This is a genomic window from Brevundimonas sp. (assembly GCF_051858995.1).
In the GTDB taxonomy this organism is placed as follows: Bacteria; Pseudomonadota; Alphaproteobacteria; order Caulobacterales; family Caulobacteraceae; genus Brevundimonas.
Genome location: NZ_JBHYGN010000013.1, coordinates 113,769 through 135,464, shown reverse-complemented (window position 1 = coordinate 135,464; position 21,696 = coordinate 113,769). Strand labels below are relative to the sequence as shown.

Below are 21,696 nucleotides of genomic sequence, written 5' to 3'. Positions count from 1 at the left end.
GGTGACACCGCCCCGCGCATCCCGGCTGACGGTCCGGTCTGATCCGCTCACATCTCGGGTCCGGAGCGGCTCTCGGCTCGATTCGGACGGCCTGCTGGGGCCGTCTGCGCGGACGCGCGCGACGACGGGCGGCCGCGGCAGGACAAGCCCCCTCCCTGCGCTGCCCCCCTGACCGCCCCTTCAACTGTCCTCGGTAATCTGGCCCGCGGCCTTGCGCAGAGGTTTGAGGAAGGTTTGCCGCCATGCCCTTTGAAGTCGGCGTTCCAGCTTGTCCGCCAGCTCGTCCTGATCGAGGAACCAGGCCTCCACCTTGGCGGCGACCTCGCCGCGATAGTCCTGCCGACCGTATCCGTACATCCCCTCTACAGCGCTCCACAGGGCGTCATCGGCCTTCAGCTTCGGGCGATAGATGGCGATCGCATGGTGGCGGACCGCTTCCACAAATTCGGATTCCCAGCCCTCAAGGTCGGCCAGCAACTGCCCGACGAAGGCGTGGGCATTGACCATGTCCGGATCGGCCAAACGGTTCTGCAGCAATTCCTGCAGACCGGCGACCGCGCCTTCAGCGCGCTTCTTGGCCGCTTCCGCGGCCCCGGCGCCCAGATGCTGGTAGACGTCGAAATTCCAGTAGGCGCCCGCCCGTCGCGTCGCCGCCCAGATCTGCCGGGGATGATAGGTTCTCAAGGCCGCTATCAGGCGTCGCTGCACCACGTGCGCCTGGCCGCCCAGGGCGGCGCGGCGTTCCGCATAGACCGACAGATCATGGTTGACGGTCTCCAGCACCGCCAGGGCCTGGGCCTTGGCGACGTTGTCGAGCATGGCGTCGACCGCCGCGATGGAGGTTCCGAGAGCGTCCGCCTGGGCTTCACGCAACATCTTCGCCTTACGGATCAGGTCGGCGGTCAAGGCCCGGGCGTCATCCGCCGCGGAATCAAAGAACTGCACTTCCACGCCTGCCGCGCCGATCTTGCCCAGCGCATCCTCCACATGGCCGCGCTTGATATCGTAGCCGTCTTCGACGTCTTCAGCGCCCTGCCCGCTATCGTCGCGCATGGCGAGCGCCTCTCCTGCCCGGGCAAGGACAAGCAGAATGACCCGGTTGCGCAGGCCAGGATCGACCTCGGTCTCGATAAGGTGCTGCAAAAGGTTCTGCAGCGTCACATCCGGAGCGCTGTTGAAGCGCGAACAGAGCACGGAAACCGTTCTTCGATCGTTCAGGCGGGCCACGATATCGGGGCGCACCGCCGAGCCGTCGACCCCTCGGGTGTCGACCATGTCGAGATCATAGGACGCGCCGCCGAACACGGCGAAGGGGACCGTCACCGTCATGCGCGCGGGCAGAGAGAAGTCCGGATGTCGACCGTTGTTGATGGCGGCGAAGGTCTCCTTCAGCCACACCCGGCCTGCGGCGTCATCGGTCCCGTCATAGGTCGCCTGGCGCCCGGTCCGCCGCCACAGCGCCAGTCGCGCGGCTAGTTCGGCCTTGAACTCGTCCGGAGTGGCGAAGGTCTCGAGCAGGGTCACGGCCGGATCGGAGTCCGGCGGCGCGCCCTTTCGGCGCGGAGGCCGCATCAGCCCGGCCATATTGCGCAGCGCGCGTTCGATCTCCTCGGCCGGGCGGTAATCGACTAGGGGGGCGGCGTCGCCCGCATGGGTCCTGAGCGTCCACAGCGCGCGGCTGAAGTCGGCTGCGATGCGATAGACCTCCTCGTCGGGAAGAGGCTCGACGGCGATGCCGTATGTGGATCCCGAAGCGACCGAGACCTCGCAGAGCGTCACCCGCCCGCCGCCCGTATCCAGCAGCACGCCGCGGAGATCTTCCGGTCGGTTCGGTTCGACGACAAGCCCGGCCTGGCGGCAGGCGGCCGTGGTCTTGCCGACGCCGATGTCGCCGACCCAAGCCACGGTGTGACGCAGGTTGCGCAGGAATTCGCCGAACCCCTGGATGCGTCGCGACAACAGTTCCGCCTGGCCCGCGACCGCCCGGGGCGTATCCGGCGCCGCCAGGAAGGTCCTCAGTCGATCCAGCGCGCCCTCGGCTGCCAGAAGACGATCAATATCGGGATGGTCGAGCGGCGGTGGCGGCAGATGACGCCAATCCGTGTCGAGGAGGCGCGAGAGACGGCCTGCATCGGGCGTCGAGAGATGGCTCAGATAAGCCAGATGATCGCTCAGACCAAACCCCTCGCCGCCGGCCTCCAGTCTCGAAATCTGCGGTTGGCTCACCCCCATGGCGGCCGCCATCGCGGCCTGGGTCACCCGGGCCGCCTCGCGCAAGGCCGCAAGCTTGGCCCCGACTTCCGCGTTTCGCGATCCAAATCTCATTCGAAAGCCTCTTGCATATATTCTGAGGCTATCGCATAAGGGGGAAAGATTGGCAACTGGGCTCCTTGGGAATCCTTTTGCAGTTCTGACCGCGCTTTGATATCGATTTTCAGCGCCACGCATCGATTTTCAGAATCGAGGCGCGAGACGTCGTTTTCAGACTTTCCCTTTCTTTTGAATCCGAATTCAGTTCACGAATGCGATAATCAGATGGTCCTGCCGGAAATCCTGCCGGGCGTCCCGGCGCTCTGGCCCGCGCCGCCGCCGCACACCCGCCTCGCCGGATACGCGGCCCTGGCGTCGGCTTTCGACCTTGCCGCCCCCCGCCCCGAAACCCTGGTGGTCGTCGGCGAGCGGCACACCTATCGCGAGGAGCCCGGCTGGCGTGTGCTTACGCCCCGCTATTGGCCCGGGGACGAGGTTCACGACCATCTGGAATTCGCCCTGCGTTACGAGGGCGTCGATCTGGCGCTTCTTGATCAACTGTTTCGGACACTTCCGCATGGCGTCGTCGAGGCCTGGGTGCGCGCCCAACCCACCGGCCAGTACGCCCGCCGCGTCTGGTTCCTCCTGGAATGGTTGACCGGCGACCGTCTGGATCTTCCGGATGCAGCGGCCGGCGTCTACGCCGACGTGCTCGACCCGGATCAATACTATGCCGTTCGGGGCGAGACCAGCACGCGACATCGTGTTCGCAACAACCTGCCGGGCGGTCCCGACTTCTGCCCCCTGGTCCGACGAACCGAACGTCTGGAAACCCTGCTGGGCGAGGATCTGGCTGAAGAAGCGCGGGCTGTGGTTCGCCGCACGGCTCCGGACCTCATGGCCCGCGCGGCCGCCTTCCTTCTGCTGGAGGACTCCAAGGCCTCGTATGTGATCGAGGGCGAGCGTCCGCCGCAGAACCGCATCCAGCGTTGGGGCCAGGCGATCGGAGAGGCCGGCCAGGCCCCGCTCACAGGCGAGCAACTGCTGCGCCTGCAGCGGCTGGTGATCGATGACCCCCGCTTCACCCGCATGGGCTGGCGCGTCGAGGGCGGCTTCGTCGGCGGTCGGGACCGGCGGACCAACGCTCCCCTGCCCGACCACGTCAGCGCGCGCGTGGAAGACCTCGCCCGCCTCATCGACGGCGTCATCGCCTACGCCGACCGCAGCGAGCGTCCGAACGGCCCGCTGGATCCGGTCGTGGCCGCGGCGGCCGTGGCGTTCGGCTTCGTCTTCATCCATCCCTTCGAGGACGGCAACGGCCGAATCCATCGCTGGCTGGTCCATCACGTGCTGGGACGGCGGGGCTTCAACCCGCCCGGCGTCGTCTTTCCCGTCTCCTCGGTCTTCCTGGACCGGATCGAGGCCTACAAGACGGTGCTCGAAGCCTATTCCCGTCCGCGACTGGCGCTGACCGACTGGACGACGACGCCCAAGCTCAACGTGGAGGTCCACAACGACACGCTGGATAATTTCCGGTTCTTCGACGCCACCGCGCAGGCGGAGTTCCTCGCCGCCGCCGTGGTCGAGACCATCCGCGAGACGCTCCCGCGCGAGATCGACTATCTGCGCCGCTACGATCAGGCCCGCGAGCGAGTGGAGGCCTTCCTCCAACTCCCGGACGCCCGCTTCGATCTGATGATGGGCTTCCTGCGTCAGAACGAGGGGCGTTTCTCCCAACGCGCCCGGCGGCATGAGTTCGCCGCCCTGACCGACGCGGAGGCCGATGCTGTCGAAGCCGTTTTCCAGGACCTGCTGCTCGAGGCTCCGGCGCCCGCGGCAGACGCCTGATGAGCCGCGTCCGGTCATGGGACCTATTCCGCAGCCACGGGACGGGCGGCCAAGGCGTTGGCCGGGGTTCTTTCGAAGACCCGCCGATCCCGTGGCAGCGCATAAGGAGGCGTCGATCCAGCGGACACGCCCTCGGGTTCAGGCTTGGGCCGTGCCGGGGAAACCTTCTCGACGTCGCCCCTCCGGACTGGCGACACCTGCAGGGGCAGGACAAGGCATGTCCGATAAAGCTCTCGAACGACCACACTGTGGTCGACATCCGCTAAGGTCTAGCGCCCCCCAGATGACGCCCGGCTGCATGAGCGTGTCGGCGTCAACAGAGCCGTCAGCCCGCCATGCATCGCAAAGCCTTCGCCCGCGCCGTCAATCGCCTCTCGCCCACGGATGCCATCGCCGCCCTGGGGCCGGCGGATGAAGCGTTTGACGTCGAGGAGATGGCCGGACTTCTCCAACGCGCCGGCGCCCTAGTGTTCCGGATGGCGAATACCGACCGCGAAGCCAGGCGCGACGCCCTCATCGACGCCCTGGCGACAGCGGTCGCCGCCCGCCTCGGGACGGCGGCCGGGGATCGGATCGCCGGCGTCGGCGATTTGATGCAGGAACTGGAAGCGGGCTACCGGGACGTCGCGCACGGTCTTGCGACCGCCGCCGTCTCGTCATTGCCCCTGGATCGCCAGATCCTGGCGGTCCTTCACAGGACGGCGCTGGAAGCCGACGACATCCGGCGGGACGTCGACGCCGCGCTGGCGAAGGCGGAATCGATCGTCCCGGGTCAACCGCTCCTCGTTATGACCGAGGACGGCGCCGTCTACGAGGCCAACGCCGGCTTGCAGTTCCACGTCTCGAACCTCGGCTCGTGCCTGAAGCTCCTCGTCGGACGCCTGGACGAAGAACGCTCCCGCGGTCCCGTCGTGCTTCCGCCGCTGGCGGAGACAACGGAGGCGGAACGGTTCAAGGCGGGGACCAGCGGCTTGCTGGCGACGGCCCTGCGCCGCTGGCGCCGCCTGGAGGAACGTCGCCGGTTCTGGGGCGGCGACCTCATCGTCCATCGTCCGCCCGATCTCCCCGCTGGCGTCGCCCCGACGTTCGAGGTCATCCGCGAGCACCGCCGGCCGGTCGATGACCTTTGGGACATCATCGCCAACGAACGCCAGAAGGATGTCTTTCAACGGCAGGCCGACGACGTGGCGCTCAAACTGGCCGACTTCGACTATGGCGGGCTTGATCGGCCGACAGGACTGGCGCCCGACGCGCTGTTCTCCCTGGGAGAGGCCGCCGCCTTGCAGGCGCTATGGGGGCTGCTGTTCGCCCCGGCCTTCGAAGCGGACCAGCGGTTTCAGGGCCTGACGCTCCGGGAATGGGTCCGAGGCTATGCGGTTCTGCAGGCGCTCGGCGAGCGCGCGGTCGAGACGGAGACGACGGCCTGTGGTCGGAGCCTTGCGCCCTTCCGGCCCGGCCAGCTGGACGCGATGCTCGTCGCCGCCGGACTGACGGCGTCGACGGCGGCCCGGTTCATCGCCTTCGCGACGCTGTCGGATCATTCGGACGACATCTTCGACTGCCCGCTGTTGCGCATGTCCGACGGCGGCAGCCTGCTGTTCACGCCCGCTGTCACCAAGACCGTCATCGCGCGCGTGGTCCTCTCAAACCTCGCCGCGCTCGGGGAGCGGTTCGAAAACAAGGGCGACTGGTTCGAAGCCGAGGTGCTGGCCTTTTTCAGGAGCCACGGCTTTTCCGCCTTCACGATCAAGACGACCCTGATCGCCGGCGAGCCCTATCAACTCGACGTGCTGGTCCCTTGGGACGACCACCTTTTCGTCTTCGAGTGCAAGAACGAAGCCCTGTCTGGCGGCGATCCGGTCGCCGCCTACAACTTCGAGCGCGGCCGGCAAGGTCATGTCGCCCAGATCCAGCGGCAGGTCGGTGGCCTCAGGACCCATCCGGAGCTCGCCCTAAAGGCTGGCGGGCCTGACCCCCGCACATCGACGATCATCCCCGTGGTTCTCTACGCCTTCCCCTACGCCCGCCCGTCCGACGAAGAGGAAGTCGCGATCGCCGACTGGTCTGGCGTCACGCGCTTCTTCCGCAATCCGACGCTCGGCTTCACCACGCGCCACGCGCTCGGCGACGGCGATGTGCTCGCCCGCCACCACGAAACCACGAGGCTGTGGCAGGGGGATGCCCCGACCGTCGCTGACTTCATCGCTCACCTTCGCGCGCCCAGCCAGGTGACCTTGAAGGCTGAGGCGCTGGATGTCGTGCCCGGCGATTTCCTCCTTTGTGACCACCGGGGCGCACGAACCACCGAGGTTGTGGCGGGAAACCCGCGGTCAGCGGCGACGCCACGCGCCGAACGGGCGCTTCGGGCGAGCATCGCGCGGGCCGAGCGGGAGGCGCGGGCCATCACCCGGCGAAAGCTTGAGCACGAGTTGCGTCAGAGCGCCCGACGGGCCCGAAGGTCGCGATAGGGCGGAATACCGCCGTCGGCGGGACATCGGACGCCGTCGGCTGGATTTTTAGAGCGGCTCCGTGTGCCCAGGTGAACCTGAGGCGATACCTCACCTTCTTTCCCTCGCGTGCGACGGCGCCGGGATCCCTTAGCCGCGACCATGGGGTTCTAACAGCCAGTCGTTTCCGATGAGGAACGCGATGCGCAGCCACGCACAGCGGTGACGCCCGAATCAGGCCTGTGCCCCATATGTGCCCCAACTCGGAATTGCGAAGGGGCCGCCCAAAGGCAGCCCCTTCAAAACCATCCCAAATCAATGATTTAGATGGTCGGAGCGACAGGATTCGAACCTGCGACCCCTTGACCCCCAGTCAAGTGCGCTACCAGGCTGCGCCACGCTCCGAGAGGCGCTCCCTATAAACGGGGTCGCGCCCGGCGCAAACCAAAAAAGCAGGCTTCAGGCGGATCGCGACAGAGTGGCTTCCAGACGGGCCCGCGCGCCCTCCAGTTCAGCCAGAACCTGACGCAGGCGGACCGACGATACGCCGGCCGGCGCGGAGGCCGCGGCGGGCGCCGGAGCCGGCGCCGACTCGGCCACGGGCGTCGCGCCCTCGGGCTCGAACGACACCAGGCCGTCCGGATCGCCCCAGGCGGCGATGCGCTTGATGCCCTGTTCCTTGTACAGGCGCTGCACGCCCTTGATGGTCAGACCCTCGTCATGCAGCAGCCTCTTGACCGCCTTCAGCACCACCAGGTCCTGCGGGCGATAGAAGCGCCGTCCGCCCGCGCGCTTCAGCGGCGAGACGAAGGTGAATTTGGTCTCCCAGAAGCGCAGGACGTGCTGGGGCGCGCCGACTTCATCGGCGGCCTCCGAGATGGTCCGGAATGCGTTGGCGCTCTTGGCCATACGTCAGATCAGGCCGAGACGACCGCGTCGTGCACCCGGCCCTTCATGATCTGCGAGGCGCGGAAGCTGATCACCCGGCGCGGGTTGATCGCCGCCGGTTCGCCGGTCTTGGGGTTGCGGCCCATGCGGGCGCGCTTTTCGCGGACCTGGAAGACGCCGAAGCCCGACAGTTTGACCGTCTCGCCGCGCTCCAGCGACTCGACGATCAGTTCGAGCGTGCGCTCGACCATCTGCGAGCACTCCTGCCGCGACAGGCCCACTTCTTCATGGACGGCTTCGCACAGGTCGGCCCGGGTCAGGGTCTGCGTCACTGATCAATCCCCTCAGTCGTCAATGCGTCGCATAAGAGGGCAAGAGCCCTGAAATGAAAAGACGAAATGCGCGCTACAGACGAATCGCGCAGGCGCCCCAGGTCAGGCCTCCGCCCATGGCTTCCATCACCACCAGATCGCCGCGCTTGATGCGGCCGTCCTTGATAGCGGCGTCCAGCGCCAGCGGGATAGAGGCGGCCGACGTGTTGGCGTGCAGGGCCACGGTCGAGATGACCTTGTCCTCATCCAGCCCCAGACGCTCGCCGACGCCCCGTATGATACGCTGGTTGGCCTGGTGGGGCACGAACCAGTCGACCTCGGGGATCTCGATGTTCGAGGCCTCGCAGGCCGCGACGATGGCCTCGGCGATGTTGACCACGGCGTGGCGGAACACCTGATTGCCGGCCATGCGTAGATGGCCGACCGTGCCGGTCGTGGCCGGGCCTCCGTCGACGTACAGCATGTCCGTCTTGGAGCCGTCGCAGCGCAGGGCGAAGCCCAGCAGGCCGGTGTCGGCCTTGGTCCCCTCGCCTTCCCGCGGCTCGACCACCAGAGCGCCCGCGCCGTCGCCGAACAGGACGCAGGTCGTGCGGTCGGTCCAGTCCATCAGCCGGGTCATCTCCTCGGCGCCGATGACCAGGGCGCATTTGGCCAGGCCACGCGCGACGAAGCCGTCGGCGACGCTCAGCGCATAGACGAAGCCCGAGCAGACCGCCTGGACGTCGAAGGCGATGCCCACCGGGGCGCCCAGCTTGCGCTGGACGATGGAGGCCGTGGCCGGGAAGGTCATGTCAGGCGTGGTCGTCGCCACGATGATCAGGTCAACGTCGGCGGCGCTCTTGCCCGCGTCGATCAGGGCCCGCTTGGCCGCCTCGACCGCCAGATCGCTGGTCGGCTGGTCGTCGCGCGCCTTGTGGCGCTGCTTGATGCCGGTGCGCTCCTGGATCCACTCGTCCGAGGTGTCCACGATGGCGGCCAGATCGGCGTTGGTGACGATCTGCTCGGGAAGAAACGAACCGACGCCGGTCACGGCGCTACGGGTGACGCTCACTGGGAAGTCTCCTTGGCCAAGTCCGCTTCGGGCGCGGGCGGCTGTTCCAGCACGGCGGTCAGCTTCTGCAGGCTGGCCCCAACCTTGGCCATGTAGTCACTGCGCGCCAGATCGACAGCAATGCGGATCGCCGCGCCGAAGCCGCCCGCCGTCGCCCCGCCGTGGCTCTTCACCACAATGCCGTTCAGGCCCAGCAGCGGCCCGCCGTTGATCACATTGGGATCGATCCGGGCGCTCATCTTCTTCAGCGCCGGATAGGCCAGCGCCGCCCCGATCTTGGACAGCAGGCTGGAGGTCAGGGCCTCCCTGGTCATGCCGCCGATGAACCTGGCCACGCCCTCAGCCGTCTTCAGGGCGATATTGCCGGTAAAGCCGTCCGTGACGACGACATCGACCGTGCCCTTGGCGATGTCATCGCCCTCGACGAAGCCGTGATAGGCCAGACCGAAGCCGCCCTCGCGCAGCAGGCGCGCGGCCTCGCGGACCTCCTCGTGGCCCTTCATGTCCTCGGAGCCGACGTTCAGGATGCCGACCGTCGGCTTGGCCACCCCGTGGACGGCGGTCATGAAGGCCTCGCCCATGATGGCGAACTCGACCAGCTGGGCCGCGTCGCTCTCAACGTTGGCGCCGACGTCCAGCACGGCGGTGATGCCGCGCGTGGTCGGCCAGCCGGCCACAATGGCGGGCCGCTCCAGCCCCGGCGCGGACATGCGCAGGATCAGCTTGGAAATGGCCATCAGGGCGCCGGTGTTGCCCGCCGACACGACCGCTGCGGCCTCGCCGGTCTTGGTCGCCTCGATGGCGTTCCACAGGCTGGAGCCCTTGCCCCGGCGCATGGCCGTGGCGGGCTTCTCGTCCATGGCCACCACCTTATCGGTGTGGCGCACCTCGCACAGGTCGTCGCCCAGCCCTTGCCGGGCCATCTCGGCGCGCACCGCAGGCTCGTCTCCATGCAGCAGGAAGCGAACGCCTTCGCCGCCGAACCGCTTGCGGTATTCGGAAATGCCGCCGACCACGACCGACGGGCCGTGATCCCCGCCCATGGCGTCAAGCGAGATCAAAATGGGGGAAGGCAAGCCGTTTCGACTCCGTCGCGCCGCTCAGGCGGCGCTGGGCTGGGTGCGACGATAACGCCGCACCCGGGGGATGCAACCGAGTGGACGCCGCGTCAACCTTCGTCGGTCGGACGAAGTTGCTTCAGGACCGCGAAAGGCGAGATTTCGGCGGGCTCGGGCGGCTGCACGAACTCCGCGCCGGGCTTGCGCGGGAACGGGTCGAGATGCAGCGCCAGTTGCTCGACGACGTACTGGCCCAGGTCGATCTGGCCGTCCTCGACCACGTCCGGCGATTCGTCCTCGAGGGTGATCACAATCTCGTCGGATTCCTCGTCGACCGGCTCGGCCAGTTGGACGGTGAAGCCATCGTCGATCCGCAGCGGCAGGGGCTCCAGCGTGATGCCGCAGGTCTGGGCCAGATCGGCGCGGACGCGGCCCGTCAGGGTCCAGCCCGCCGCCGAGGGCGTCAGCTCCACATCGGCCTCGAACAGATCCAGCGACGCCAGGCCCAGCGCCTTGGCGATTCGGGCCAGGGCGGCGGCGTCCGGCGTCAGGGTGCGTTTCACCCCGGCCCCAATCTGATGCAGGCGGACAGGCTCGCTATAGGGAAGTTGGGGGATGCTCATGCCTTCACCTCGGCCCACGCCGGGGCCTTCAGAACGTCATCAAAGGGCTGGGCCGCCAGCCGAGCCCGGCTGGACAGCGCATAGGTCGCCAGGGCGGCGCCGTCCGCGGCGGTCTCGCTCTCCAGCACATTGCGCGACAGGGCCGCGCTCAGGGCGTCGGCGTCGCCGTCCCGCAGCGGCTGCTCATAGGCGGTCATCCGTCCGTAGAGCGACTCACCCAGCTTGCGCATCTTCTTGCCGACCGAGACGTCGCCCACGCCCAGCTCCCGCAGGGTGTGATCCAAGGCCGAGACATAGGTGTCGAACACCTGCTGGCCCGCGTCGCCGCCGCGCTCGGTCCCCTCGTCCTTCAGCCGCATGGTCAGCAGCAGGACATGCAGGGTGTACAGCTCGAACCGCGCATCGATGCGATCTGCGACGCCCAGCGAGGTATAGAAGCGCGGATCGCGGGCCTGACGGACCGCAATCTCATACAGGCTGTCGCCGAAGCGTTCGCGCCGGAAGGTTTTGAGAAGATTCTGAAGCATGTTTCACGGCCCCTTTTCCGCCGCGCCGTTGAACTAAGGCTCGGGTCCGGTTAGGTCAAAGACCTTGTTCTGTCGCAGGCGCCGCAAATGCTCCGTACGAAACTCCTGATCGCCGCCCTGTCGGTCGCCGCCCTGACCTCGGCCTGTGCACCGATGGTCGGCCAGAACGGCTTCCAGGCCATCGACGCCAAACCGACGGACATCGTCGCCGGGACGGACACGCGCCAGACCGTGCTGACCAAGCTGGGCTCGCCCTCGACCACCTCGGCCTTCGAGAGCGAGACGATCTGGTACTACATCAGCCAGGTCACCGAGAAATACACCTACAACCTGCCGCAGGTGACCCAGCGCAGCGTCACCGAGATCACCTTCAACAACGATGGTCAGGTCGCCGGCGTCCGCACGCTGGGCCTGGAGGACGGCGAGCGCATCTCGATGAACGGTCGTGAAACCCCGACCCGCGGTCGCCAGCTGACCATCCTCGAACAGCTGCTGGGCAACGTCGCCCGCGGCCAGCTGCCCCGCACCGACGAAGACGTCCCCGGCCAACGCCGCCCGGACTAACGGCGACCTCCACGGCTCCATCTTACCGAAACGCCCCGGAGATCGCTCTCCGGGGGGTTTCTCGTTGCGGCACCAAGCGAGTGGCGAGTGGCTGGTGGCGCATTGCCCCACAACCTGGCCTTCGCGACTCAAGGTCGAACCGGCCTACCCGCCAGTCACTAGCCACCAGTCACTTGCCAACCCGACGGCCGAAAGAGGCGGCGCCGTCGCCAGCGCCGCCCCCAACCGCATCAGCCGATCTTGCCGCTCGCCAGCACCGCCAGCAGAAGCAGGGCGACGATGTTGGTGATCTTGATCATCGGGTTCACCGCCGGGCCGGAGGTGTCCTTGTAGGGATCGCCCACGGTGTCGCCCGTGACGGCGGCCTTGTGCGCCTCGGAGCCCTTGCCGTGGACGACGCCGTTCTTGTCGGTGAAGCCTTCTTCAATGACCTTCTTGGCGTTGTCCCAGGCCCCGCCGCCCGAGGTCATCGAGACGGCCACGAACAGGCCGGTCACGATCACGCCCATCAGCATGGCGCCCAGGGCGGCGAAGGCGTTGGCTTTCTCCGGCTGGATAAACAGGATGACCGTGAACAGCACGATCGGCGACAGCACCGGCAGCAGCGACGGCACGATCATCTCCTTGATCGCCGCGCTGGTCAGGATGTCGACGGCCTTGCCGTACTCGGGTTTCACCTCGCCGGTCATGATGCCGGGGTTCTCGCGGAACTGACGGCGCACCTCTGCCACGACCGACTCGGCGGCGCGACCGACGGCGGTCATCGACATGCCGCCGAACAGGAAGGGCAGCAGCCCCCCGAACAGCAGGCCGACGACGACGTAGGGGTTGGTGAGGTCGAAGGCGACCGTGCCCAGACCTTCGAAGAAGCTTCCCGGCACAGCCTCGGCCGCGAAGTATTTCAGGTCCTCGGTATAGGCGGCGAAGAGCACCAGAGCCCCAAGGCCAGCCGAACCGATGGCGTAGCCCTTGGTCACGGCCTTGGTGGTGTTGCCCACGGCGTCCAGGGCGTCGGTCGAGTGACGGACTTCCGGCGGAAGACCAGCCATCTCGGCGATGCCGCCGGCGTTGTCGGTGACCGGACCGAAGGCGTCCAGCGCCACGATCATCCCCGCCACGCCCAGCATGGTGGTGGTGGCGATGGCGATGCCGAACAGGCCCGCCAGCTGGAAGCTGACGACGATGCCGACGATGATGGCCAGAGCCGGAAGCGCGGTGGCCTCCAGCGACACGGCCAGACCCTGGATCACATTGGTGCCGTGGCCCGAGACCGAGGCGTTGGCGACCGACCGCACCGGCCGGAAGTTGGAGCCGGTGTAGTATTCGGTGATGACCACGATCGCTGCCGTGACCACCAGACCGACCACGCCGGACCAGAAGAGCTGCATCGAGGTGATGACCAGCCCGCCGGAGGTGGTGACCGTCGCCGGGGCGATGGTGTCGATGATCCACCAGACCGCGCCGATGGACAGCACGCCGGTGACGATCAGGCCCTGATAGAGGGCGCCCATGATGTTGTTCGACTTGCCGAGGCGGACGAAGAAGCTGCCGATGATCGAGGTGACGATGCAGATGGCGCAGATGGCCAGCGGCAGCAGCATCATCGCCCCGACGTAATCCGTGCCGCGGAAGAAGATGGCGGCCAGCACCATCGTCGCCACGGTGGAGACGGCGTAGGTCTCGAACAGGTCGGCGGCCATGCCGGCGCAGTCGCCGACGTTGTCGCCCACGTTGTCGGCGATGGTGGCGGCGTTGCGGGGGTCATCCTCGGGGATGCCGGCCTCGACCTTGCCCACCATGTCGCCGCCGACGTCGGCGCCCTTGGTGAAGATGCCGCCGCCCAGACGGGCGAAGATGGAGATCAGCGAGGCGCCGAAGCCCAGCGCGACCAGACCGTCGATGACCTCGCGGCTGGTGTTCTCCAGCCCCAGACCGGTGGTCAGGAAGGCGTAATAGCCCGCGACGCCCAGCAGGGCCCCGCCCGCGACGAACATGCCGGTGATGGCGCCCGAGCGGAAGGCGAGGTCCAGCCCCTTGGACAGACCTTCGGAAGCGGCCTGGGCGGTGCGGACGTTGGCGCGGACCGAGATCAGCATGCCCGCGAAACCGGCCGCGCCCGACAGGACAGCGCCGATCAGGAAGCCGATGGCGGCCCATTGGCCGATCAGCAGGTAGGCGGCGATCAGGATGACGACGCCGACCATGCCGATGGTCATGTACTGGCGACGCAGATAGGCGGAGGCCCCCTCCTGGATGGCCGCCGCGATCTCACGCATGCGGTCGTTGCCGGTGGGAGCTTTCATCAAGGCGGCCGTCTGGATCGCTCCGTAGAGAATCCCGAGACCGCCTGCGGCTATGACAAGCCACAGATAGTTAGACATGGCGTTTCCAAACCCTGTGTGTAGGGCGCCCGGACCCTTGGCGCGGCGGGCGTTTTCGCCTCTCTCCGCCTTCCGGTCCCCCCGTGCGCAACGGCGGCCTCAAGGGCTGCCCTTGGGGATAACGGAAGGAGCCTGCCAAATGCGTCGGAGTGACGCAACAGGGTAAGGTGAACGCCGTTAGCCTGCGCGCAGGCCGGTGCGCCAGCGCGGGGCCTGGCTGATGACCTCGACGCGGGCGATGGCGCCGCGACCGCAGATGGCGGCGGCGGAGCGCAGCAGGCTGGCCGACATCAGGTTGGTGTCGATGCGGGTCCAGTCGTTGGGCACGATGAAGGGCGTGCGGTGACCGGCGCGGACCAGGGCGTCGCGCAGATAGGCCTCCTTGCCGCGCATGGTCTCGACCGTGGCCGAGGCGCCCAGGTGCAGGCGCATGGAGACGAAGACGTAGTTGCGCAGGCGACCCTCGGCGATGACCGGCAGGCCGACCCCCGAGATGTTCAGCGCCGCGCCGCCCGAGGACGGCGCGTCCTCGGCGACGGCGGGGGCGGCGACCGCCGCGGCGGGCAGGACGGCGGCTGCTGAGATGAGGTCACGACGGCGCATGGCGTTATCCCTAGCCGGGACGCCTTGAGATTTCGTTGCGGGCTCAGCGGTGGCTGAAGCCGGGGGCGGCGATCTGGACCGGCTTGCCGGCGAAGCGGGCGTTGACGCCCCTGCCCTCGGTCACGCGGCCGAGACAGGTCAGCCAGATATGGCGGCGCTCGGCCTCCCGACGCAGAGCGGGCTCGTCCTTGGCGGCGGCGGTGAAGGCGATCTCATAGTCGTCGCCGCCGGTGGCCAGCTTTTCCAGAGCCGCCTCCTCATCGACGCGGGTGGCGAACCAGGCCTGACCGGCGGGCGAGCGGGGCGTGACCTCCAGATCGATGTCGAGCCCGACCCGGCTGGCCTCGGCGATGTGGCCAAGGTCGGCGATCAGGCCATCGGAGACGTCGACGGAGGCGGTGGCCATGTCGCGGATGACATCGGCGAAGATCAGGCGCGGGAGCGGCCGGCGATAGTGTTCGACCAGGGCGGCGATGCGCTCGGGCTCGAGGGACAGCTTCTCCTGCGCCGCCTGCAGGCCCAGCCAGCCGTCGCCGATGAAGCCGGTGACGAAGACGAGGTCGCCCGGGCGGGCGCCGCCCCGGCTGACGGTGCGGCCCTTGGGCGACCAGCCCATCAGGGTGGCGGAGAAGGTCGCGGGACCCGGCGTGACGACGGTGTCGCCGCCCAGCAGGCTGACGCCGAAGGCCTTCTGGTCGGCGGCCAGACCTTCGGCGAAGGCCTCGCGCTCGGGCCAGCCGCAGCGTTCGGACCAGGCGCAGGACAGCAGGTAGCCGAAGGACTCGGCGCCCTTGGCGGCGAGGTCGGACAGGTTCACCCGCAGCAGTTTCTGGGCGACCGTGTCCAGCGGATCGGTCGGCAGGAAGTGGACGCCCTCGACGATGGTGTCCTTGGTCAGGACCAGGTCGTAGCCGGGGCGGCTGGGGACCACGGCGACGTCGTCGCGCAGATCCCTGCCCCATTCGGGATGGGCCAGCGGCGCGAAGAGCCGCCGGATCGTCTCGAACTCACCGGCGACGTCGATCCCCGCCATGATGGATCAGCCGCGGACGTCCCGGGCGACGCCGTCCAGCGCCGCGTTGACGAACTTGGCCTCGGCGTCGTCGAAGAAGGCCTTGGCCAGCTCGACGTACTCGTCGATGACGATCTCCTTGGGCACGTCCTTGCGGTCGCGGAGCTCCCAGGCGCCGGCGCGCAGCAGGGCGCGCAGGGTCGAGTCGAGACGCTCCATCCGCCAGTTGGAAGCCAGACGCGCCTTCACGGCCTCGTCGATGCTGCGCTGCTGACCGACCACGCCGCGCACGATGTCGGCGAAATAGGCTTCATCGGCCTCGGCGAGGGGTTCGCCCTCGATGTCGGCGTCGAAGCGGTGGTTCGAGAACTCGGTGATGACGGTGTCGACCCCCTCGCCGGCCAGCTCCATCTGGTAGAGCGCCTGGACGGCGGCGAGGCGGGCGACAGTGCGCGCCCGGCGCTGACGCGAGGTCAGGGCCGGTTCGGCGCGGGACTTTTCGGCCTCGGCGAGTTGCTCGAGGACGGACTTGAGGCTGTTCGGTTCGGTCACGAGCCCAGTCCTACGCGCAGGCGCTTGCGCAAGGCAATGAGGTCGAGCGCGGCGCGCGCGGCGCCGCCGCCCTTGTCGCCCTCGCTACGGCGGGCGCGGGCCCAGGCCTGATCCTCGTCTTCGGTGGTCAGGATGCCGTTGCCGATGGCCAGACCCTTGAGGCCCAGTTGGGTGATCCCGGCGGCCGACTGATCCGAGACGATCTCGAAATGGTAGGTCTCGCCGCGGATGATCGTGCCGAGGGCGACGTAGCCGTCATAGCGCGGCGCGGTCGGATAGCGGCCGGCCTCGTCGGCCATGGCGATCACGGTCGGCACTTCCAGCGCGCCCGGAACGGACACCACGTCGAATTCAACGCCTTGCGCGCGCAGGGCGTCCTTCGCCCCGTCCAGCAGGGCGTCGGCCAGGTCATCATAGAAGCGCGCCTCGACGATGAGAACGCGGGTGGGGATCGTTACGATTGGTCTTCTCCGTCCATGTCGCGCCAGCCGACGATGCGGAGGCCGTAGCCTTCGAGCGCGGTGGGATTGGGGCGGGTCGAGGACATGACGATCATGTCCCGAACGCCGAGATCCAGCAGGATCTGGGCGCCGACGCCGTAGTTCTTGAGCGAGCGGTCCACCGCCTTGGGCTTTTCGACGCCCGCCAGACGCTCGGCCAACCCCTGCAGGTCCGGGTCGCGCAGGAAGACGGTGACGCCCGCGCCGTTGTGGCCGCTGACGGCCTTGAGCGCCTGCGGGATGTAGCTCTGGCGCGCCTCGACATGGCCCAGCAGGTCGGCGGCGAAGTCGACCTGGTGCATGCGCACGAGGGTCGGCTTGCCCGGCTCGATCTTGCCATGGACGAGGGCGACGTGCTCGTTCCCCTCGATGGTGTTCCGGTAGAGCATCAGGCGGAACGGGCCGCCGTGGACGCTCTCGAAGGGGGTGTCCATGACCCGCTCGACGAAGCGCTCGGTGCGGCGGCGGTAGGCGATCAGGTCGGCGATGGTGCCGATCTTGAGGCCGTGCAGCTGGGCGAAGGCGACCAGGTCCGGCATGCGGGCCATCTCGCCGTCATCCTTGATGATCTCGCAGATCACCGCGGCGGGGGTCAGGCCGGCCATGCGGCTGATGTCCACCGAGGCCTCCGTGTGGCCGGCGCGGACCAGCACGCCGCCGTCGCGGGCGACCAGCGGGAAGATGTGCCCCGGGGTGACGATATCATCGACGCCCTTGGTCGGGTCGGTGGCGACCTGGATGGTGCGCGAACGGTCGGCGGCGGAGATACCGGTGGTGACGCCGTCCCTGGCCTCGATGGAGACGGTGAAGGCCGTCTTCATGCTCTCGCGGTTGTCGGCGGCCATGGGCGGCAGGCGCAGCTGGCGGGCGCGGTCGCCGGTCAGAGCCAGACAGACCAGTCCGCGCGCCTGTTTGATCATGAAGTTGATCTGGTCCGGCGTGGCGAACTGGGCCGGAATGATGATGTCGCCCTCGTTCTCACGATCCTCGGCGTCGACGAGGATGTAGGGCTTGCCGTTGCGGGCGTCCTCGAGGATGTCCTCGATCGGGCTGATAGGGCTGTCGTTCATGTTACTGGCTGCGAGCTGCATCAGGCTGTCTCCTGCCACCGCGCGAGGTATCGCGCCAGCATATCAATCTCGAGATTCACAGCATCGCCGGCCTTCAGGCCGCCGAGCGTCGTCGCTTCCCAGGTGTGGGGAATGATGTTGAGGCCGAAAACCTGCCCCTGAACCGCGTTCACGGTCAGGGAGACCCCATCGACGGTGATCGAGCCCTTGGGCGCGATGAAACGGTGCAGCGGGGCCGGAGCCTCGATATCGATGCGGTGCGAGCCGCCTTCGGGGGTGACCGAGATCACCTTGCCGAGCCCGTCGACGTGGCCTGAGACGATGTGGCCGCCCAGTTCATCGCCGAGCTTGGCGGCGCGCTCCAGATTGACCCGGTGGCCCTCGATCCAGTCGCCGAGATTGGTCTTGGACAGGGTTTCGCCCGAGACCTCGACCGCGAACCAGCCAGGTCCTTTCTCGGTGACGGTCAGGCAGCAGCCCGCGTGGCTGATGGAGGCGCCCAGGTCGATGCTCGCCGTGTCCCAGACGGTCTCGACCTCATAGCGGCGGTCGCGCGCGGTCTGTTCGACCTTACGGACACGACCGATGTCGGTGACGATTCCGGTGAACATTCAGGCGGCCTTGGACGACGAAAAACAGGGTGTGAAGAGTGTAATCAGTGTGATCCGCGCAGGACGTCGTAGCGTTCCCACAGATCATCGCCGACCGGCTCGACGGACAGACGCCGGAACTTGGGGGCGTCAGCCAGCTTCGCAAGGGCCAGCGCAGCCACGCAGGGCAATCCGTCCCCACCCAGAAGGACCGGCGCGCGGAACCACTCGATACGATCCACCAGACCGGCGCGCAGGAAGGCGGCGGCGACCTGCCCTCCCCCTTCGATCAGGACCGATTTGGCCCCGGCCTTTTCGATAGCGGCCAGAGCGGCGCGGGGCGACGGGCGACCGTCCTCGGCGGCGATGCGCTCGACACGCGCCGAGCCGACGGGTCTGGGCTCAGCCACAGTGAGGATCAGGGTGTCGCCGGAGGCGAGTTTGGCCGTCGCGGGCGTACGCAGATTGCTGTCCAGCACCACGCGCAGGGGCTGATCCACCGAACGGCCCGGCAGGCGGGCGGTCAGTTCGGGATCGTCGGCCAGAACCGTGCCGACGCCGACAAGGATGGCGTCATGGGCGGCGCGCAGGCGATGGCCTTCCAGCCGCGCCGCTTCGCCGGTGATCCATTGGCTTTCGCCCGACGCCGTGGCGATCCGCCCGTCGAGGGAGGTCGCGAGCTTTAAAGTGACCCTGACGACCATCAGCGGCCGCCGGTTTCGTCGTCCAGACCCTCGTCGCCGAGGAAGCGGGCGAAGTCGCCGGTGTGGCGGAAGTCCTTGTAGACCGAGGCGTAGCGGACGTAGGCCACCTCATCGACCGACTTCAGCGCCTTCATGATGAAGTCGCCGACGGTCGAGGACTGGATCTCGGTCTCGCCCAGGCTTTCCAGCTGACGGGTGATGCGGCTGACCAGTTGTTCGATCTGCTCGGGCTGGACCGGACGCTTGCGCAGGGCGATGCCCAGCGAGCGTTCCAGCTTGTCCCGGTCGAAGGGCGTACGGCGGCCGTTGCGCTTCAGGATGACCAGTTCGCGCAACTGGACCCGCTCGAAGGTGGTGAAGCGCCCGTTGCACTGCGGGCAGGACCGGCGGCGACGGATGGCCGCGCCGTCATCCGACGGGCGGCTGTCCTTCACCTGGGTGTCCGGGTTTCCGCAGAAGGGGCACTTCATCGGCGCATCATCCGTAGATCGGGAAGCGGTGGGTCAGTTCACGCACCTGGGCCGCGACCGCCGCGACGACGGCCGGATCGGCCTCATCGCCGCCGTTCATCGAGGAGACGACGTCGGCGATCCAGTGGCCGATCTGCTGGAACTCGGCCTCGCCGAAGCCGCGCGTGGTGCCCGCCGGAGTGCCCAGACGGACGCCCGAGGTGATGGTGAAGGGCGCGGTGTCGAAGGGGACGCCGTTCTTGTTGCAGGTCATCAGCGCCTTCTCGAGCTCATGCTCGGTGGCCTTGCCGGTGACGCCCTTGGGCCGCAGGTCGACCAGCATCAGGTGGCTGTCGGTGCCGCCCGAGACGATGGCCAGGCCGCGGTCGATCAGGACAGCCGACAGGGCCTGGGCGTTCTTCACGACCTGCTGGGCGTAGAGCTTGAACTCGGGCTTGAGGGCTTCACCGAAGGCCACGGCCTTGGCGGCGATGACATGCTCCAGCGGGCCGCCCTGCAGGCCGGGGAAGACCGCCGAGTTGATCTTCTTGCCGAGGTCGGCGTCGCGCGACAGGATCATGCCGCCGCGCGGACCACGCAGGGTCTTGTGGGTGGTGGTGGTGACCACATCGGCGTGCGGGATCGGGTCCGGATAGACGCCGCCGGCGATCAGGCCCGCATAGTGGGCCATGTCCACCATCAGATAGGCGCCGACGCTGTCGGCGATCTCGCGGAAGCGCTTGAAGTCGATGTGACGGCTGTAGGCCGAGGCGCCGGCGAGGATCAGCTTGGGCTTCTCGCGCTCAGCCATCTCGGCGACGTGGTCGTAGTCGATCAGGTGATCGTCTTCGCGGACCTTGTAGGTGACGGGACGGAACCACTTGCCCGACTGGTTGGCGGGCGAGCCGTGGGTCAGGTGACCGCCGCAGGCCAGATCCATGCCCAGGAAGGTGTCGCCCGGCTGGAGCAGGGTGAAGAAGACGGCCTGGTTGGCCTGGGCGCCCGAGTGCGGCTGGACGTTGGCGAAGGCGGCGCCGAACAGTTCCTTGGCGCGCTCGCGGGCCAGATCCTCGGTGATGTCCACGAACTCGCAACCGCCGTAGTAGCGGCGACCGGGGTAGCCCTCGGCGTATTTGTTGGTCAGGACGGACCCTTGCGCGTCCAGCACCGCCTTCGAGACGATGTTCTCGGACGCGATCAGCTCGATCTGTTCCTGCTGACGGCCCAGCTCGCCCTGGATGCCGTTGAAGATATCCGGATCGGCGTCCGCGAGGGATTTCGAGAAGTAGTCGGCGTGGGTGTAGGCGGTCACTGGGAATCCCCGAAAATGGCGGCGCTCCATTTAGGCCCCGAAGGCTCCGACCACAACATCTAGTGGTTCACCCGGCGGCGAGCGCCCGTTTCAGCTTGGCCAGCGCCACGCGTTTGAGGCCCTCCGGCTCATGCACCGGCCCCATGGCGGAGACCTCCTTGCCGGTGGCGACGTGGATTGCCGAACATTTCAGATAGGGGCCGTTGCGGGTCAGCTCGAAGATGACTTCGCCCGGATCGTTGCTCATGCCCCTGCCCTTTCGTTCGGCGCCAGTCTGAAGGGTGACGGCCCAGCGTCAACCGCGCGCATCGCTGCGCAATTCATAGACGCCCGCCGGGCGCGGGGTCGGCTCGCCGAAGTCCGGCACGTCCATGGCGGCGATCCGGGTCAGGCGGGTGCGCGGCAGGCTGGCCCGGCCGGGGTCGCCGATCAGGACCGACAGGCCCGCGTCCCGGCAGCGGCGCAGGAAGGGCAGCGACCGGCGGGCGAGCGCGCGGCTGTAGAAGACGTCCCCGGCCAGCACCACCTCGACGGCGGGCGGCGGGCCGTCCAGCAGGTCGGCGCACATCGTCTCGACGGCGACGCCGTTGGCTTCGGCGTTCAGCTGCGTGGCGACCACGGCGTGGGGGTCGATATCGACAGCCAGCACCAAGGCGGCGCCCGCCTTCATGGCCGCGACGCCGACGAGACCAGAGCCGCAGCCGAGGTCCAGCACGCGCCTGCCCGCGACGGCTTCGGGATGCTCCTGCAGATAAAACGCCAGCGCGGCCCCGCCGCCCCAGCCGTAGGCCCAGTAGGGCGCGGGCGCGTCGTCAGCGGCGGACAGACGATCCAGCCCGCTGGCCGCATGGGCCGCGTACAGGCGGATATCCGGCCGCGAGGGCGCGGGCGTCAGGTGTAGGTTGTCGAGGATGAAGCGCCGCATGGCGCTTCCG

Annotated in this window: 22 protein-coding genes and 1 tRNA gene; 3 read left to right on the top strand and 20 right to left on the bottom strand. The window is 68.0% G+C overall.

The features are described from left to right. Nucleotides 1-180: 180 nt before the first annotated feature. On the bottom strand, nucleotides 181-2,448 hold the full coding sequence (locus tag ACTIEF_RS15565) for a helix-turn-helix domain-containing protein (protein WP_439473050.1): 2,268 nt from the start codon (nucleotides 2,446-2,448) through the stop codon (nucleotides 181-183). A gap of 87 nt (nucleotides 2,449-2,535) precedes the next feature. On the opposite strand from ACTIEF_RS15565, the gene ACTIEF_RS15560 reads away from it, so the two are divergent. Then, nucleotides 2,536-4,098 (top strand): Fic family protein, encoded by a 1,563-nt coding sequence (locus ACTIEF_RS15560; protein ID WP_439473049.1) that lies wholly within the window; start codon nucleotides 2,536-2,538, stop codon nucleotides 4,096-4,098. Nucleotides 4,099-4,433: 335 nt separating this feature from the next. Beyond that, nucleotides 4,434-6,566: a hypothetical protein gene (locus ACTIEF_RS15555; protein WP_439473048.1), complete on the top strand. Its 2,133-nt coding sequence runs from the start codon at nucleotides 4,434-4,436 to the stop codon at nucleotides 6,564-6,566. Nucleotides 6,567-6,873: 307 nt separating this feature from the next. Here ACTIEF_RS15555 and ACTIEF_RS15550 read toward each other — a convergent pair. From ACTIEF_RS15550 to ACTIEF_RS15520, 7 genes are all read right to left on the bottom strand, one after another. Next, nucleotides 6,874-6,950, bottom strand: a tRNA-Pro gene (locus ACTIEF_RS15550). A 54-nt stretch (nucleotides 6,951-7,004) separates the two neighbouring features. Then, nucleotides 7,005-7,454, bottom strand: a complete 450-nt coding sequence (locus ACTIEF_RS15545; RefSeq protein WP_439473047.1) for a MerR family transcriptional regulator — start codon at nucleotides 7,452-7,454, stop codon at nucleotides 7,005-7,007. An 8-nt stretch (nucleotides 7,455-7,462) separates the two neighbouring features. Continuing rightward, the gene (locus ACTIEF_RS15540) at nucleotides 7,463-7,765 is read right to left on the bottom strand and encodes an integration host factor subunit alpha (protein WP_439473046.1); all 303 of its coding nucleotides are present in this window, start codon (nucleotides 7,763-7,765) and stop codon (nucleotides 7,463-7,465) included. 73 nt (nucleotides 7,766-7,838) lie between these two features. Further along, on the bottom strand, nucleotides 7,839-8,816 hold the full coding sequence (locus ACTIEF_RS15535; protein ID WP_439473045.1) for a beta-ketoacyl-ACP synthase III: 978 nt from the start codon (nucleotides 8,814-8,816) through the stop codon (nucleotides 7,839-7,841). Further along, on the bottom strand, nucleotides 8,813-9,859 hold the full coding sequence (plsX, locus tag ACTIEF_RS15530) for a phosphate acyltransferase PlsX (protein WP_439473123.1): 1,047 nt from the start codon (nucleotides 9,857-9,859) through the stop codon (nucleotides 8,813-8,815). The genes ACTIEF_RS15535 and plsX overlap by 4 nt, the downstream gene beginning before the upstream one ends. Before the next feature lie 125 nt (nucleotides 9,860-9,984). After that, a complete protein-coding gene (locus ACTIEF_RS15525; RefSeq protein ID WP_439473044.1) occupies nucleotides 9,985-10,497 on the bottom strand; it encodes a YceD family protein in 513 nt (170 codons plus the stop codon). Next, entirely contained in the window at nucleotides 10,494-11,024 is a 531-nt protein-coding gene (locus ACTIEF_RS15520; protein ID WP_439473043.1) for a ubiquinol-cytochrome C chaperone family protein, read from the bottom strand. The genes ACTIEF_RS15525 and ACTIEF_RS15520 overlap by 4 nt, the downstream gene beginning before the upstream one ends. Nucleotides 11,025-11,111: 87 nt before the next feature. Between ACTIEF_RS15520 and ACTIEF_RS15515 the strand changes: the two genes are divergently transcribed. Further along, nucleotides 11,112-11,588 carry an outer membrane protein assembly factor BamE gene (locus ACTIEF_RS15515; protein ID WP_439473042.1) on the top strand — a complete coding sequence of 159 codons (477 nt, stop codon included), beginning with the start codon at nucleotides 11,112-11,114 and terminating at the stop codon, nucleotides 11,586-11,588. A gap of 230 nt (nucleotides 11,589-11,818) precedes the next feature. Here ACTIEF_RS15515 and ACTIEF_RS15510 read toward each other — a convergent pair whose 3' ends face one another. From ACTIEF_RS15510 to ACTIEF_RS15455, 12 genes are all read right to left on the bottom strand, one after another. Beyond that, nucleotides 11,819-13,969, bottom strand: coding sequence for a sodium-translocating pyrophosphatase (locus tag ACTIEF_RS15510; RefSeq protein WP_439473041.1), 2,151 nt, complete (start codon nucleotides 13,967-13,969; stop codon nucleotides 11,819-11,821). 177 nt (nucleotides 13,970-14,146) lie between these two features. Then, a complete protein-coding gene (locus ACTIEF_RS15505; RefSeq protein WP_439473040.1) occupies nucleotides 14,147-14,572 on the bottom strand; it encodes a hypothetical protein in 426 nt (141 codons plus the stop codon). Between the two features lie 43 nt (nucleotides 14,573-14,615). Beyond that, nucleotides 14,616-15,605, bottom strand: coding sequence for a thiamine-phosphate kinase (gene thiL / locus ACTIEF_RS15500; RefSeq protein ID WP_439473039.1), 990 nt, complete (start codon nucleotides 15,603-15,605; stop codon nucleotides 14,616-14,618). A 6-nt stretch (nucleotides 15,606-15,611) separates the two neighbouring features. Further along, complete coding sequence (nusB, locus tag ACTIEF_RS15495) at nucleotides 15,612-16,136, bottom strand: transcription antitermination factor NusB (RefSeq protein WP_439473038.1); 525 nt, start codon at nucleotides 16,134-16,136, stop codon at nucleotides 15,612-15,614. Beyond that, a complete protein-coding gene (gene ribH, locus ACTIEF_RS15490) occupies nucleotides 16,133-16,597 on the bottom strand; it encodes a 6,7-dimethyl-8-ribityllumazine synthase (RefSeq protein WP_439473122.1) in 465 nt (154 codons plus the stop codon). Before ribH ends, nusB begins: the two co-directional genes overlap by 4 nt. Beyond that, nucleotides 16,591-17,727 (bottom strand): 3,4-dihydroxy-2-butanone-4-phosphate synthase, encoded by a 1,137-nt coding sequence (gene ribB / locus ACTIEF_RS15485; RefSeq protein ID WP_439473037.1) that lies wholly within the window; start codon nucleotides 17,725-17,727, stop codon nucleotides 16,591-16,593. Before ribB ends, ribH begins: the two co-directional genes overlap by 7 nt. Further along, nucleotides 17,727-18,317, bottom strand: coding sequence for a riboflavin synthase (locus ACTIEF_RS15480; RefSeq protein ID WP_439473036.1), 591 nt, complete (start codon nucleotides 18,315-18,317; stop codon nucleotides 17,727-17,729). Before ACTIEF_RS15480 ends, ribB begins: the two co-directional genes overlap by 1 nt. A 44-nt stretch (nucleotides 18,318-18,361) precedes the next feature. Beyond that, the gene (locus ACTIEF_RS15475) at nucleotides 18,362-19,000 is read right to left on the bottom strand and encodes a RibD family protein (protein WP_439473035.1); all 639 of its coding nucleotides are present in this window, start codon (nucleotides 18,998-19,000) and stop codon (nucleotides 18,362-18,364) included. Next, the gene (gene nrdR / locus ACTIEF_RS15470; RefSeq protein WP_420469826.1) at nucleotides 19,000-19,470 is read right to left on the bottom strand and encodes a transcriptional regulator NrdR; all 471 of its coding nucleotides are present in this window, start codon (nucleotides 19,468-19,470) and stop codon (nucleotides 19,000-19,002) included. Before nrdR ends, ACTIEF_RS15475 begins: the two co-directional genes overlap by 1 nt. Nucleotides 19,471-19,477: 7 nt before the next feature. Then, entirely contained in the window at nucleotides 19,478-20,791 is a 1,314-nt protein-coding gene (gene glyA, locus ACTIEF_RS15465; protein ID WP_439473034.1) for a serine hydroxymethyltransferase, read from the bottom strand. Nucleotides 20,792-20,828: 37 nt separating this feature from the next. Continuing rightward, nucleotides 20,829-21,008, bottom strand: a complete 180-nt coding sequence (locus tag ACTIEF_RS15460) for a DUF6898 family protein (RefSeq protein WP_439473033.1) — start codon at nucleotides 21,006-21,008, stop codon at nucleotides 20,829-20,831. A 48-nt stretch (nucleotides 21,009-21,056) separates the two neighbouring features. After that, a complete protein-coding gene (locus ACTIEF_RS15455; RefSeq protein ID WP_439473032.1) occupies nucleotides 21,057-21,686 on the bottom strand; it encodes a class I SAM-dependent methyltransferase in 630 nt (209 codons plus the stop codon). Nucleotides 21,687-21,696 lie beyond the last annotated feature (10 nt).